Source organism: Citrobacter sp. TBCS-14, assembly GCF_005280805.1.
GTDB classification, from domain to species: domain Bacteria; phylum Pseudomonadota; class Gammaproteobacteria; order Enterobacterales; family Enterobacteriaceae; genus Citrobacter; species Citrobacter gillenii.
Genome location: NZ_SZWM01000185.1, coordinates 1 through 13,829, shown reverse-complemented (window position 1 = coordinate 13,829; position 13,829 = coordinate 1). Strand labels below are relative to the sequence as shown.

11 protein-coding genes and 2 tRNA genes are annotated in these 13,829 nt (G+C 52.9%); 7 read left to right on the top strand and 6 right to left on the bottom strand.

From position 1 onward, the window contains the following. The 5 genes from yceG to ptsG all read left to right on the top strand — a co-directional run bounded on the left by yceG (position 1) and on the right by ptsG (position 5,313). Positions 1-1,023 (top strand): cell division protein YceG, encoded by a 1,023-nt coding sequence (gene yceG / locus FDX22_RS08730; protein ID WP_146717059.1) that lies wholly within the window; start codon positions 1-3, stop codon positions 1,021-1,023. Beyond that, positions 1,013-1,654 (top strand): dTMP kinase, encoded by a 642-nt coding sequence (gene tmk, locus FDX22_RS08725; RefSeq protein ID WP_115258856.1) that lies wholly within the window; start codon positions 1,013-1,015, stop codon positions 1,652-1,654. Before yceG ends, tmk begins: the two co-directional genes overlap by 11 nt. Next, entirely contained in the window at positions 1,651-2,655 is a 1,005-nt protein-coding gene (holB, locus tag FDX22_RS08720) for a DNA polymerase III subunit delta' (protein WP_146717058.1), read from the top strand. The genes tmk and holB overlap by 4 nt, the downstream gene beginning before the upstream one ends. Before the next feature lie 10 nt (positions 2,656-2,665). After that, on the top strand, positions 2,666-3,463 hold the full coding sequence (locus FDX22_RS08715; protein ID WP_135912250.1) for a metal-dependent hydrolase: 798 nt from the start codon (positions 2,666-2,668) through the stop codon (positions 3,461-3,463). Positions 3,464-3,879: 416 nt separating this feature from the next. Beyond that, positions 3,880-5,313, top strand: coding sequence for a PTS glucose transporter subunit IIBC (ptsG, locus tag FDX22_RS08710; RefSeq protein ID WP_096757538.1), 1,434 nt, complete (start codon positions 3,880-3,882; stop codon positions 5,311-5,313). 55 nt (positions 5,314-5,368) lie between these two features. Here ptsG and FDX22_RS08705 read toward each other — a convergent pair whose 3' ends face one another. The 4 genes from FDX22_RS08705 to FDX22_RS08690 all read right to left on the bottom strand — a co-directional run bounded on the left by FDX22_RS08705 (position 5,369) and on the right by FDX22_RS08690 (position 10,348). Then, the gene (locus FDX22_RS08705) at positions 5,369-7,147 is read right to left on the bottom strand and encodes an aminopeptidase P family protein (protein ID WP_146717057.1); all 1,779 of its coding nucleotides are present in this window, start codon (positions 7,145-7,147) and stop codon (positions 5,369-5,371) included. Positions 7,148-7,162: 15 nt separating this feature from the next. Continuing rightward, entirely contained in the window at positions 7,163-8,617 is a 1,455-nt protein-coding gene (locus FDX22_RS08700) for an AMP nucleosidase (protein ID WP_115258852.1), read from the bottom strand. Between the two features lie 118 nt (positions 8,618-8,735). Further along, positions 8,736-10,058: a shikimate transporter gene (gene shiA, locus FDX22_RS08695; RefSeq protein ID WP_146717056.1), complete on the bottom strand. Its 1,323-nt coding sequence runs from the start codon at positions 10,056-10,058 to the stop codon at positions 8,736-8,738. A gap of 214 nt (positions 10,059-10,272) precedes the next feature. Then, positions 10,273-10,348: transfer RNA gene (locus FDX22_RS08690), tRNA-Asn, on the bottom strand. Positions 10,349-10,674: 326 nt separating this feature from the next. Between FDX22_RS08690 and nac the strand changes: the two genes are divergently transcribed. Both nac and cbl read left to right on the top strand, forming a co-directional pair. Next, complete coding sequence (nac, locus tag FDX22_RS08685; protein WP_115258850.1) at positions 10,675-11,592, top strand: nitrogen assimilation transcriptional regulator NAC; 918 nt, start codon at positions 10,675-10,677, stop codon at positions 11,590-11,592. Between the two features lie 101 nt (positions 11,593-11,693). Continuing rightward, the gene (cbl, locus tag FDX22_RS08680; RefSeq protein WP_146717055.1) at positions 11,694-12,647 is read left to right on the top strand and encodes an HTH-type transcriptional regulator Cbl; all 954 of its coding nucleotides are present in this window, start codon (positions 11,694-11,696) and stop codon (positions 12,645-12,647) included. 42 nt (positions 12,648-12,689) lie between these two features. Here the strand turns inward: cbl and FDX22_RS08675 are convergent. Further along, positions 12,690-12,765, bottom strand: a tRNA-Asn gene (locus FDX22_RS08675). A gap of 100 nt (positions 12,766-12,865) precedes the next feature. Next, positions 12,866-13,663, bottom strand: coding sequence for a DgsA anti-repressor MtfA (gene mtfA / locus FDX22_RS08670; RefSeq protein WP_146717054.1), 798 nt, complete (start codon positions 13,661-13,663; stop codon positions 12,866-12,868). Between the last annotated feature and the right edge of the window lie 166 nt (positions 13,664-13,829).

The window sequence follows — 13,829 nt, the reverse complement described above, 5'->3', positions numbered from 1 at the left end:
ATGAAAAAATTGTTACGCGTTGTTGTTTTATTGCTGGTTGTGCTGGGCATTGCCACGGGTGTGGGAATGTGGAAAGTTCGCCATCTGGCGGACAGTAAATTATTGATTAAAGATGAAACGATTTTTACGCTGAAAGCGGGCACGGGTCGTCTGGCTCTGGGTGAGCAGCTGTATGCAGATAAGGTGATTAATCGTCCACGCGTATTCCAGTGGTTACTGCGTATTGAACCCGACCTTTCGCATTTTAAAGCCGGGACCTACCGGTTGACGCCTGATATGACTGTACGGGAAATGTTGCAACTGCTGGAAAGCGGAAAAGAAGCACAGTTCCCATTACGTCTGGTTGAGGGCATGCGCCTGAGTGATTACCTTAAACAGCTGCGCGATGCGCCCTATATCAAGCACACATTGAGCGACGACAACTACGCTACCGTTGCCGAGGCGCTGAAGCTGGAGAACCCGGAATGGGTGGAAGGCTGGTTCTGGCCGGATACCTGGATGTATACCGCCAACACCTCGGATGTGGCGCTGCTGAAGCGTGCACACCAGAAAATGGTCAAAGCTGTTGATACTGCCTGGGAAGGGCGTGCCGAAGGTCTACCGTACACCGACAAAAATCAGCTGGTGACCATGGCCTCTATTATTGAAAAAGAAACCGCTGTCGCCAGCGAGCGCGATCAGGTGGCCTCGGTGTTTATAAACCGTTTACGTATTGGCATGCGCTTACAGACCGATCCGACCGTGATTTACGGGATGGGCACACGGTATAATGGTAAATTGTCGCGCGCCGACCTGGAAACGCCGACTGCGTATAACACCTACACCATTACCGGGCTGCCGCCAGGCCCGATTGCTATGCCGGGCGAAGCCTCATTGCAGGCCGCCGCGCATCCGGCAAATACACCGTATCTCTATTTCGTGGCTGACGGTAAAGGTGGTCACACGTTTAATACCAATCTTGCCAGCCACAACCGATCTGTGCAGGATTATCTGAAAGTGCTTAAGGAAAAAAATGGGCAGTAATTATATCGTCATCGAGGGCCTGGAAGGCGCCGGAAAAACTACCGCGCGGGATGTAGTGGTGGAGACACTTGAGCAACTCGGTATCCGCGACATGGTGTTTACCCGCGAGCCAGGTGGGACCCAGCTGGCAGAGAAATTAAGAAGCCTGGTGCTGGACATCAAGTCGGTCGGTGACGAAGTGATTACCGATAAAGCGGAAGTGCTGATGTTCTACGCCGCACGTGTTCAGCTGGTCGAAACCGTCATTAAGCCTGCGTTGGCAAAAGGTGCCTGGGTGATTGGCGACCGTCACGATCTGTCGACCCAGGCCTATCAGGGCGGTGGCCGTGGCATCGACCAAACGATGCTGGCCACTCTGCGTGATGCGGTACTCGGTGATTTTCGCCCGGACCTGACGCTCTATCTGGATGTGACGCCTGAAGTGGGTTTAAAGCGTGCCCGTGCTCGTGGTGAGCTGGACCGCATTGAACAGGAGTCTTTTGACTTCTTTAATCGCACCCGTGCCCGCTATCTGGAACTGGCGGCGATAGATCCCAGTATCCGTACCATAGATGCCACGCAGCCGCTTGAAGCTGTCATGAATGATATCCGTAGCACCATTACCCACTGGGTACAGGAGCAGGGCGCATGAAATGGTATCCATGGTTACGACCCGATTTTGAAAAACTTGTCGCCAGTTACCTGGCGGGTCGCGGTCACCATGCGTTACTGATTCAGGCGTTACCCGGTATGGGTGACGACGCGCTGATTTACGCCCTGAGTCGCTATCTGATGTGCCAGCAGCCGGAAGGGCATAAAAGCTGCGGACGTTGCCGTGGTTGCCAGTTGATGCAGGCAGGAACGCATCCTGACTATTATTCTCTGCTGCCGGAAAAAGGAAAGAACACGCTGGGTGTTGACGCGGTGCGTGAAGTCACTGAAAAGCTGTACGAACATTCGCGTCTGGGCGGTGCCAAAGTGGTGTGGATCCCCGATGCTGCCCAGTTAACGGATGCGGCAGCCAATGCCCTGCTAAAGACGTTAGAAGAGCCGCCGGCGCAAACGTGGTTTTTCCTGGCTACTACCGAGCCGGCACGCTTACTTGCCACATTACGCAGCCGTTGTCGATTGCATCACCTTGCTCCCCCGGAGGAATCGTATGCGGTTTCCTGGTTGGCCCGCGAAGTGACTGCCCCGCAGGATGCACTTCTTAGCGCACTACGCCTGAGCGCCGGGTCTCCTGGAGCGGCACTAATGTTGCTTCAGGCAGAAAGCTGGGCGCACCGTAGCGATTTTTGCGCGGCACTGGCGAACACCTTGCATTCCGGCGACTGGTATCAGCTGCTGGCGGCGCTCAACCATGAACAAGCTGCAGCCCGCTTACACTGGCTGGCAACGCTGTTTACGGATGCGCTCAAACGTCCGTATGGTGCTGCCCATTTAACTAACCCTGATGCACTGGCGTTGATTTCATCCATTGCTGAACGGTTCTCCGTGGCGCAGATTCAGGCGATGCTGGGTGATGTGTGCCACTGCCGTCAGCAACTGCTCAACGTGACGGGCGTCAATCGTGAACTGGTATTAACCGATCTTATCCTGCGTATTGAGCATTACCTGCAACCAGGCGCCGTACTGCCTGTTCCCCATCTTTGAGAGAGACATTATGTTTTTAGTCGACTCACACTGCCATCTTGATGGCCTGGATTATCAATCTCTGCATAAGGACGTGGATGACGTGCTGGCGAAAGCGGCAGCGCGTGATGTGAAGTTTTGTCTTGCCGTAGCGACCACCTTACCCGGATACCGCAATATGCGCGACCTGGTTGGCGAGCGCGATAATGTGGTGTTCTCCTGCGGTGTACATCCGTTAAATCAGGATGAAACCTATGATGTAGAAGACCTGCGTCGCTTTGCCGCGGAAGACGGCGTGGTGGCGATGGGGGAAACCGGGCTGGACTATTTCTACACCCCGGAAACCAAAGTGCGTCAGCAGGAGTCGTTCATTCATCACATTCAGATTGGCCGCGAACTGCAAAAACCAGTGATCGTCCATACCCGTGATGCGCGAGCCGATACGCTATCGATTCTGCGAGAAGAAAACGTGACGGATTGTGGCGGCGTACTACACTGTTTTACAGAGGACAGGGAAACTGCGGGCAAATTGCTGGATCTCGGATTCTATATCTCTTTTTCCGGCATCGTCACGTTCCGTAACGCCGAACAGTTACGCGACGCCGCGCGCTATGTTCCTTTGGATCGCTTGTTAGTTGAGACTGACTCTCCGTACCTTGCGCCGGTACCGCATCGTGGTAAAGAGAACCAGCCCGCCATGGTTCGTGATGTCGCAGAGTATATGGCCGTATTGAAAGGTGTTGCCGTTGAAGAACTGGCGCAAATCACCACTGATAACTTTGCCCGCCTGTTTCACATCAACGCTTCTCGCCTGCAATCTATCCGTTAATTGAGTTTTTTTAAAGCTCGTAATTAATAAGTAAACCGAGTAAAGTTCACCGCCATAAAATGGGCGGTGAATAACCAGTTAGACACATTCAGATACTCATTTTATCGGATTGTGCGAATTTTACGGCTATCCACAGCTGAATTGTGATAGCCGTCAAACAAAAATAAGCTGAATTATTTTACTCTGTGTAATAAATAAAGGGTACTTAGATGCCCTGTTCACGGCGAGGTTCTCCCCCCTCGCCAATGCGTGAGAACGTAGAATACGCAAAATCATTCAAGCAGCATCAAGGCGGCAAGTGAGTGAATTGCAGGAGCTTACTTAAGTAAGTGACTGGGATGAACGAGCGCAGCCAACACTGAGGCGGTTTGAAGGATGAAGTGTATAAGCACAAATACTCAGGAGCACTCCTAATTATGTTTAAGAATGCATTTGCTAACCTGCAAAAGGTCGGTAAATCGCTGATGCTGCCGGTATCCGTACTCCCGATCGCAGGTATCCTGCTGGGCGTCGGTTCCGCTAACTTCAGCTGGCTGCCAGCCGTTGTATCGCACGTTATGGCAGAAGCAGGCGGTTCTGTTTTTGCAAACATGCCGTTGATTTTTGCCATCGGTGTCGCGTTAGGCTTCACCAACAATGACGGTGTTTCCGCACTGGCTTCAGTGGTTGCCTACGGCATCATGGTCAAGACCATGGCTGTGGTTGCGCCGCTGGTTCTGCATTTACCTGCTGAAGAGATCGCAGCTAAACACCTTGCTGATACGGGTGTTCTCGGGGGGATTATCTCCGGTGCGATAGCAGCGTATATGTTCAACCGTTTCTACCGTATCAAACTGCCTGAGTATCTTGGCTTCTTTGCCGGTAAGCGCTTCGTTCCAATTATTTCTGGTCTGGCTGCCATCTTTACGGGTGTGGTCCTGTCCTTCATTTGGCCGCCGATCGGTACTGCTATCCAGACATTCTCCCAATGGGCTGCATACCAGAACCCGGTTGTGGCGTTCGGTATCTACGGCTTCATTGAACGCTGCCTGGTACCGTTTGGTCTGCACCATATCTGGAACGTTCCATTCCAGATGCAGATTGGCGAATACACCAACGCTGCGGGCCAAGTGTTCCACGGCGATATCCCTCGCTATATGGCGGGTGACCCGACTGCGGGCATGCTGTCTGGTGGCTTCCTGTTCAAAATGTACGGTCTGCCGGCTGCCGCTATTGCTATCTGGCATTCTGCAAAACCAGAAAACCGCGCGAAAGTGGGCGGTATCATGATCTCCGCGGCGCTGACCTCGTTCCTGACCGGTATTACCGAGCCGATCGAGTTCTCCTTCATGTTCGTGGCGCCGATCCTGTACATCATCCACGCGATTCTGGCAGGCCTGGCATTCCCGATCTGTATCCTGCTGGGTATGCGTGACGGTACGTCGTTCTCTCATGGTCTGATCGACTTTATCGTTCTGTCCGGTAACAGCAGCAAACTGTGGCTGTTCCCAATTGTCGGTGCTGGCTATGCTATCGCCTACTACACCATCTTCCGTGTGCTGATCAAAGCGCTGGACCTGAAAACACCGGGTCGTGAAGACGCGACTGAAGACAGCAAAGCGGGCGCAACGGGTGAAATGGCTCCGGCCCTGGTTGCTGCTTTCGGCGGAAAAGAAAACATCACTAACCTCGATGCGTGCATTACGCGTCTGCGTGTCAGCGTGGCTGACGTCGCCAAAGTGGATCAGGCTGGCCTGAAGAAACTGGGTGCAGCAGGCGTGGTGGTTGCGGGTTCTGGTGTTCAGGCTATTTTCGGCACCAAGTCCGATAACCTGAAAACTGAAATGGATGAATACATCCGTAACAGTTAAGCCGTAAGATGTTGGGGAGAACTAAGGCAGCCTGCGGGCTGCCTTTTTTAATGCATTAATTGGCCTGAACACGAATCGGCGCGGTGGCAGCAAATAGCCATGGACGAGCATCACTGTTTACGCGCGGTGACAAGGTTTCTCTGACTTGCTGATGGTAATCATCAATCCACTGCTTTTCGCTCTCGCTCAGCAGATGCAACTCAACCAGATTCAAATCAATGGGCACTAGCGTCAACGTGGAGAAGCGGCAAAAGCCAGGGCGACTGTCGATAATTTCCACCTGATTCTCAATACGGATACCGTATTGTCCGGCCAGATAATATCCTGGTTCGATGGTAATAATGTTGCCCGCAACCAGAGGCCAGGGATTCACTTTCTTCGCAATGCGGTGCGGCTGCTCGTGGATCAACAACTGATGTCCGACACCGTGGCCGGTGCCATGATCGTAATCCAGGCCCAGCGCCCAAAGTGCCCGACGGCTAAACGCATCCAGTTGATGCCCCTGAGTACCGCTCGGGAATTGCAACGTGATCAGCGATAAAAAGCCTTTCAGCACTGCAGTGTAATGCAGTCGACGCTGTGGATCCTGCGGGCCAAAGGCGAGGGTGCGCGTTGTATCCGTAGTGCCGTTCTGATACTGACCACCAGAATCATTTAAATACATCGCCTGAGAGGTGATGGGGGTATTGGTTTTTTCGCTGGAATGATAATGACACATTGCCGCATTGCTGGCTGATGCTGAGATCGTACCAAAACTTTGCTCAATAAACCCAGGCTGCTGCTGGCGAAACGCCAACTGTTTTTCCTGGGCTTCCAGTTCGGTTACCGGATTACCCGCAGCCTCACGTAAGGGGACTTCATGCGCCAGCCAGGCGAGGAAGTTCACCCAAGCGGCACCATCCTGCTCATGACATTCGCGATAACCCGCCAGTTCTGTGTCATTTTTATGTGCTTTGATAAGCGTTATGGGATCGGGTGCCCAGAGGAGTTCGCCACCGTGCTGTTCAATGGCGAATCGCAGTGCAACCGGTGCATAGTCTTTATCGACCAGGAAGCGTTTCCCGTGGGCAAGTTGCTGGCAGCGAGACAGAAAATCCTCTTGTGGCGAAATCGTTAATGCGTTCAGTAGCGCTTCGGGTAACTGCTGCGTTTTGTTGGCATCCACAAACCACTCCAGTTCACCACTGCGATGCAGCAAGGCAAACGAAAAAGGCACCGGAACCATATTGAGATCTGAACCGCGCATATTGAGCAGCCAGGCGATGTTATCGGGCAGGGTGATTGCCAGAAAGTCAGCCTGTTGCTGAGCAAGTTGCTCGACGATCCGTGCGCGTTTCTGTGCACTGCTTTCGCCGCTGATCTCAATGGGCATTTCGCGGATGATGCCGCAGGGGGCTGCCGGACGGTCGAGCCAAACTGTATCGAAGGGGTCGGTTTCCAGCGCGACCAGTTCGCAATGAGTGGCCGAAAGCGCCTCAAACTGGCTGTTGACCATCAGCAGAGGCTCAAAGCCAATGCGGGTACCTGCTGGCACATGCGTCTGCAAATAATCGGCTAGCGGCTCGTCGTGTAAATGATGAATCTCGAAATCGTCCAGGGAGACTTCGTTACGGACCTGGACCTGGTAACGTCCATCGACAAACATCAATGCGCGATCGCGAAGCACCAGTGCCAGACCGGCTGAGCCGCTAAAGCCGGTAAGCCAGGCCAGTTTATTGTCGTGTGGTGTGCAATCCTCACTCTGATGAGCGTCGGCGCGTGGAACAATCATACCATCCAGTCCCTGTGCTAACAGGAGATTGCGCAGGGCGGAAAGGGGCGTTGAGTTATGCATAGTTACCTTCAGGCCTTAACGGAACGGCGGTTCGTTGAACGTACGTAGTTTGCGGGAATGCAGGCGATCGCCTTCGGCGCGAAGCCGATCGATTGCCCGAATACCGATTTGCAGATGCTCGGAAATTGCACCTTCATAAAAACGGTTGGCCTGGCCTGGCAGTTTAATCTCTCCGTGCAGCGGTTTATCGGAGACGCAAAGCAGGGTGCCGTAAGGTACGCGGAAACGGTAACCCTGCGCGGCAATCGTGGCGCTCTCCATATCGATAGCGACGGCACGACTGAGGTTAAAACGCAGCGCAGAGGCAGAATAGCGTAGCTCCCAGTTACGGTCGTCAGTGGTGACGACGGTGCCGGTACGCAGTCGCTGTTTGACCTCTTCACCGGGCATGCCGCTGACCTCTTTGGTGGCGTCATACAGCGCGCGCTGGACTTCGGCGATGCTCGGAATCGGAATATCTGGCGGCAGTACGGCATCCAGCACGTGGTCGTCGCGTAGGTAGGCGTGGGCGAGAACGTAATCACCTATGGCCTGGCTCTCACGCAGGCCGCCACAGTGCCCAATCATTAGCCAGACGTCAGGACGCAGGACCGCCAGGTGATCGCAAATGGTTTTGGCGTTTGACGGGCCAACGCCGATATTCACCAGTGTGATCCCCTGACCGTCGGCGGTGATTAAATGCCAGGCGGGCATCTGGTGCTTCTTCCAGGCAAGATCGGAAATAGCCTCTTCCGGTGCCTCAGTTTCTGCGGTAATCCAAATTCCACCTGCGCATGACAGCGCAATATACGGACTGTCCGGGTCGAGGATCTGGCTACAGCCCCAGCGCACAAACTCATCGACATAGCGAGTGTAGTTGGTGAACAGTACGAAGGGCTGAAAATGTTCTACCGGTGTGCCGGTGTAATGGCGCAGGCGTGCAAGTGAAAAATCAACACGTCGGGCGTCGAAGTGCGACAGGGGAGAAAATTCTGCCGGGTGAAATGTTCCATCCGCGGTTTCATCGCCAATCTGCGACAGTTCGGTAGTGGGGAAATGGCGCGTTAATCCGGCGCTCATGGAGCGGTCGAGCGTCAACTCAGAACCGTCTATCACGTAGGGGTAGGGGATCTCGTGCTGGGACGGTTCGACAGAGATATGCGCATCGTAATCCTGGTACAGCAGGGTGAGCTGTTCTTCAAGATAAGGTCGGAACAGAGACGGGCGAGTAATGGTCGTGGTATAGCAGCCAGCATGGGTAAAACGGCCATAGGCGCGTGTTTTTGGAGGATTCGTTGCGCTGCCATCCCAGGTCACAGAAAGTGAAGGGTAAACAAAAAGACCTTTATCTCGGGCGATGATGTCAGGAAGCGTCCCGGTTTCAATGTACTTGCCAATGGCGCTACGCAGAGCCTTAACCGATTGCTCATACAATGCGTCCAGTTTATCCAGTGCCTGAGCCGGGGTCAGGCTGGAGCCCTTGTTGTTCATGTCTGTCTCCTTGTTCCACAGATGTGCTGCTCTCCCGATAGTATGTCACAGGAATGTGAAACAAAAGTCAGACGTTAAGGAAGAATCTGCGAAGGCCGAACGGCCCTCGTAGAATGGCTTAGCCGTGTGGTTTATCTTTCATCAGAATTGCGGTTGCGGCAGAAATAAGACACCCCGCCATCAGGTATATGGCTACACTGTGCCAGTTTCCGCCCGAGAAGGTCACCAGTGCCGCGGCAATAAACGGGGTAAAGCCGCCGCCAACGACGCTGGCTACCTGATAGCCAACGCCAGCACCGCTGTAACGGTAACTGGCGCCAAACAACCCGGTAAACATCGGCTGTTGCACGCAGACCACCATGTCGTGGGCGATGTTTGCCAGCATAATGGCGAAGAATACAATCCAAAAGATAGACTGTGCCTCAAGGGCCATAAAGAACGGAAAGGCACAGAGCGTGCCGACCAGAGCGCCGGTAATGTAGACCCGTCGGCGGCCGAAGCGGTCAGCAAGCCAGGCGAAACAGGGGATGGTCAGACAGCTCAACCCACCAACTAACAGACCGATATTCAGAAATAGCTCGCGCGGTAGACCCAGATTTTGCGTGGAATAGTTGAGTGCAAACGCGGTGACGATATACATGGTCAGCAGCTCACACAGGCGCAGGGCGATTATCTTTAAAAATGCGCCCGGATGACGGATTAACGCCTCAACGACCGGCAGCCGCTTTTTCTTGGGCAGAGGTTCCTGTTTTTGCTGCTCGAACTCAGCTGATTCATCCATGCGGTTACGCATCCATAATGCACCAAGTACCAGCACGATGCTGAACAGGAATGGGATGCGCCAGCCCCAACTCAGGAACTGTTCATCGGTTGTTTGTGAACTGATCAGCGAAACCAATCCGGTCGAGAGCAATAGGCCAACGCCATAACCCACTTGCACGCCGCTGCTGTAGAAGGCTTTTTTATTTTTTGGCGCGCTTTCGACAGAGAGTAACGCCGCGCCGCCCCATTCGCCGCCGACGGCAAAACCCTGAATGGCGCGTAGTGTTACCAGCAGTATTGGAGCCCACCAACCGATAGTGTCAAAAGAGGGGATGATGCCAATCAACGCCGTGGCAATACCCATCACCCAGACGGTAAGCATCAGCATACGTTTGCGGCCAAGACGATCGCCGAAGTGACCGAAGATAACTCCGCCTAATGGGCGGAATAAAAATCCGACACCAAAGGTGGCAAAGGCCGCGAGCGTGCCCATCGCCGGGCTGACTTGCGGGAAAAACTCGCGGTTAAAGACTAACGCGGCGGTGATGCCATACAGCAGAAAATCATACCAATCGACCACGGCACCGGCGAAGCTGCCCAGTGCGGCACGTCGAGCGCGATCGCGATGATGTAAAGAGGAGTCCTCCTGAGGACTCGCGGAGATGAGGGTGGAATCCATAGCTATCCTGTCTGTACTGATTTTTTGTTATTAGTATTGGAATAAGGTTACGCACATTGCAGTCGATATATTAGCGACTGTGATGAGACTACCGCGACAGGCGGGAAGAGAAAACGATTTTATCTGTTACAACGGAGTAAGATGACAAATAGGACGAAAGAGAAAGTAGAAAAACAAAAAGCCTGCTTAGTTTCCTAAGCAGGCTTCTTAAATTTGGCTCCTCTGACTGGACTCGAACCAGTGACATACGGATTAACAGTCCGCCGTTCTACCGACTGAACTACAGAGGAATCGTGTGAACGAGGCGCATATTAGCGAGGGGCGCGGGTGTTGTCAAAGGGGTAAATGCAATTGCGAGTTTGTTTGCTGACAAAATCAACAAAGCGGCGATCTTTCCCGCTTTTTAGATTGTTGCCCTATTCTGGTGCGCCACAGCATGTGGTGGGGCAGAGGAAAAGACGGCTGCCAGGGTAAAGAATATTTATCATTGACCTCCAGGCCTTGTTTTACGGGCACTGAGCGCTGTGGCCCGTACTCACTCGAAACTGGCAAGCATTTTGCAAACCTGATGAACATGACTGCCAGCACGGGTTCTGGTATTCCGACAGGAGGCAAAATGAACTTCAGACGGCTGAAATATTTCGTAAAAATCGTCGATATTGGTAGCCTGACCCAGGCAGCGGAAGTGTTGCATATTGCGCAACCCGCGTTGAGCCAACAGGTTGCTACGCTGGAAGGCGAACTGGATCAACAGTTGCTGATTCGTACTAAGCGCGGCGTGACACCGACTGACGCTGGAAAGGTGCTTTATACCCACGCCCGCACGATTTTGCGGCAGTGCGAGCAGGCGCAGCTTGCCGTCAGTAATATCGGACAGACCTTGAGCGGCCAGGTGTCTATTGGCCTTGCCCCCGGGACGGCAGCGTCATCTATCACCATGCCGTTATTACAGACCGTGCGCGCCGAACTGCCAGAGGTGTTGATCTACCTGCATGAGAACAGTGGAGCGGCGCTAAACGAAAAGTTGCTCAGTGGTCAGCTCGACATGGCCGTACTCTACGAACGTTCTCCGATCGCAGGTATTACTAGCCAGCCATTGCTAAAAGAGGATCTTTTCCTTGTCGGCACACGAGATTGTCCAGGGCAAAGTGTTGATTTAGCCGCTGTAGCCCAGATGAATCTGTTTCTTCCCCGGGATTACAGCGCGGTGCGTTTACGTGTAGATGAAGCATTTTCATTACGCCGTTTAACGGCCAAAGTGATTGGGGAAATTGAGTCTATTTCCACCTTAACCGCAGCGATTGCCAGTGGCATGGGGGTGACTGTTTTACCGGAGTCCGCTGCTCGTTCACTCTGCAATGCGGCAAATGGCTGGATGGCGCGTATTACCACCCCATCGATGAGTTTGCCGTTATCGTTGAACGTGTCGGCCAGGGGGAGTTTATCGCCTCAGGCTCAGGCGGTGAAAGAGATCCTGTTGTCGCTTGTCGGTAGCCCGGCACTGGAAAACCGTGAACTGCAGTTAGTGAGTTAAACCTTATTCCGTGCAGGAATAAGATGCAGGTTTTTATTATTTGTTATGCCGGTCATCAGACTTTAACAATAGCGTAATGTCTGATGTATCCGGAGTGTAGAGTGAATTTCCAGCAACTTAAAATCATCCGTGAAGCGGCACGTCAGGATTACAACCTGACGGAGGTCGCGAATATCCTTTATACCTCGCAATCGGGGGTAAGCCGCCATATTCGCGAGCTTGAAGATGAACTGGGTATCGAAATATTTATCCGCCGTGGTAAACGCCTGCTTGGTATGACCGAACCGGGTAAAGCCCTGCTGGTTATCGCTGAACGTATTCTCAATGAAGTCAGCAATGTTCGCCGACTTGCCGATCTGTTTACCAATGACACTTCCGGAGTGCTGACGATTGCCACTACCCATACGCAGGCACGTTATAGCCTGCCTGCGGTGATTAAAGCGTTTCGCGAACTCTTCCCTGAAGTTCGCCTGGAGTTAATTCAGGGCACGCCGCAGGAAATCGACGCACTATTGCAAAATGGTGGGGCAGATATCGGTATTGCCAGCGAGCGGTTAAGCAGCGATCCCCTATTGGTGGCTTTTCCATGGTTTCGTTGGCATCACAGCCTGCTCGTACCTCACGATCATCCGCTAGTCCTGACGTCCCCGCTGACGCTGGAGGCCATTGCTCGCTGGCCGCTTATTACTTACCGCCAGGGCATCACCGGGCGTTCACGTATTGATGAGGCATTTGCCCGCAAAGGATTACTGCCAGATATTATCCTCAGCGCGCAGGACTCTGATGTGATCAAGACCTATGTGGCGCTGGGACTGGGCATTGGGCTGGTGGCGGAGCAATCCAGCGGTGAACAGGAAGAGGGGACGCTCACCCGTCTTGATACCCGGCATTTATTCGATGCCAACACTGTCTGGCTTGGCTTGAAACGCGGTCAATTACAACGTAATTACGTTTGGCGATTCATCGAGTTATGCAATGCAGGGTTATCCGTGGAGGAGATCAAGCGACAAGCGATGGGGCCAGATGATGAAGTAATGATTGATTATCAGATATAAAGCAAAAAGCCTGCTTAGTTTCCTAAGCAGGCTTCTTAAATTTGGCTCCTCTGACTGGACTCGAACCAGTGACATACGGATTAACAGTCCGCCGTTCTACCGACTGAACTACAGAGGAATCGTGTGAACGAGGCGCATATTACTGACCTCACCATGACGTGTCAACAGTAAAATTAGCACGTCATTTCAATTGGTTAATTAATCCTCAAAATGCAGTATTAATGCACATTCGATGAGCGATTATTCTCATCTTCCCGGTTATCGCGTAGTCGTTGCAGGGGATTCTGCCGATAAAACTGGGAAAAACGCTGCCATAGTGCAGGAAAACGAGGCGCAAATAACTCGGGTGCGCTGAAGTAATATTCAGATAACACGGCAAAACATTCGGCAGGATCGGTCGCCGCATAGGCGTCTATACTGCAAGCGGTTTCACCCACCAGGTCGACTTCATCCTGAATATTATTCATTGCTGCATGCAAATCGTGTTCCCAGCCAGCGATATCCCGCAGCGGGATCGCCGGAATACCGCTGGCGCGATCGCCATTGCGCATATCCAGTTTATGTGCCACTTCATGGATAATCAGATTAAAACCGGAGGCATCGAAGGAGTCCTGAATATCGAGCCAGTTCAGGATAATCGGCCCCTGCTGCCAGCTTTGCCCGGATTGAACGACGCGTTGGTTATGCACCAATCCAATGTCATCCTCCCATTCATCATCCACGACAAACGGGGCAGGGTAGATCAGAACTTCATGAAAACCATCGAGCCACTCGATACCCAATTCCAGAATGGGCAAACAGAAAAGCAGAGCAATACGCGCACTTTTTAGCGGATCCAGTTCAAATCCCTGCAGTGCAACTAACCTTTTTTGCTGTAAAAAACGTTCAGCCAGCGCGATAAGTCTGGCTTGTTCTTGCTCAGTGAGATTCACCAGAAGAGGAATTGCCAGGGCGTCATCCCACGGCCAGTCATCATTCCGGGTTGTTTCTTGCTCTTTCCAGGGCCACTTAATCATCGTTTTGCTCGCAAACTCGTCACTTGAACGAAATTGACGGAACGGGGTCTGTTAAAATGCCAAATTACCTGGCATTATGGCAACCGCCAGAACGGAGAGATGCCAGAGCGGCTGAATGGACCGGTCTCGAAAACCGGAGTAGGGGCAACTCTACCGGGGGTTCAAA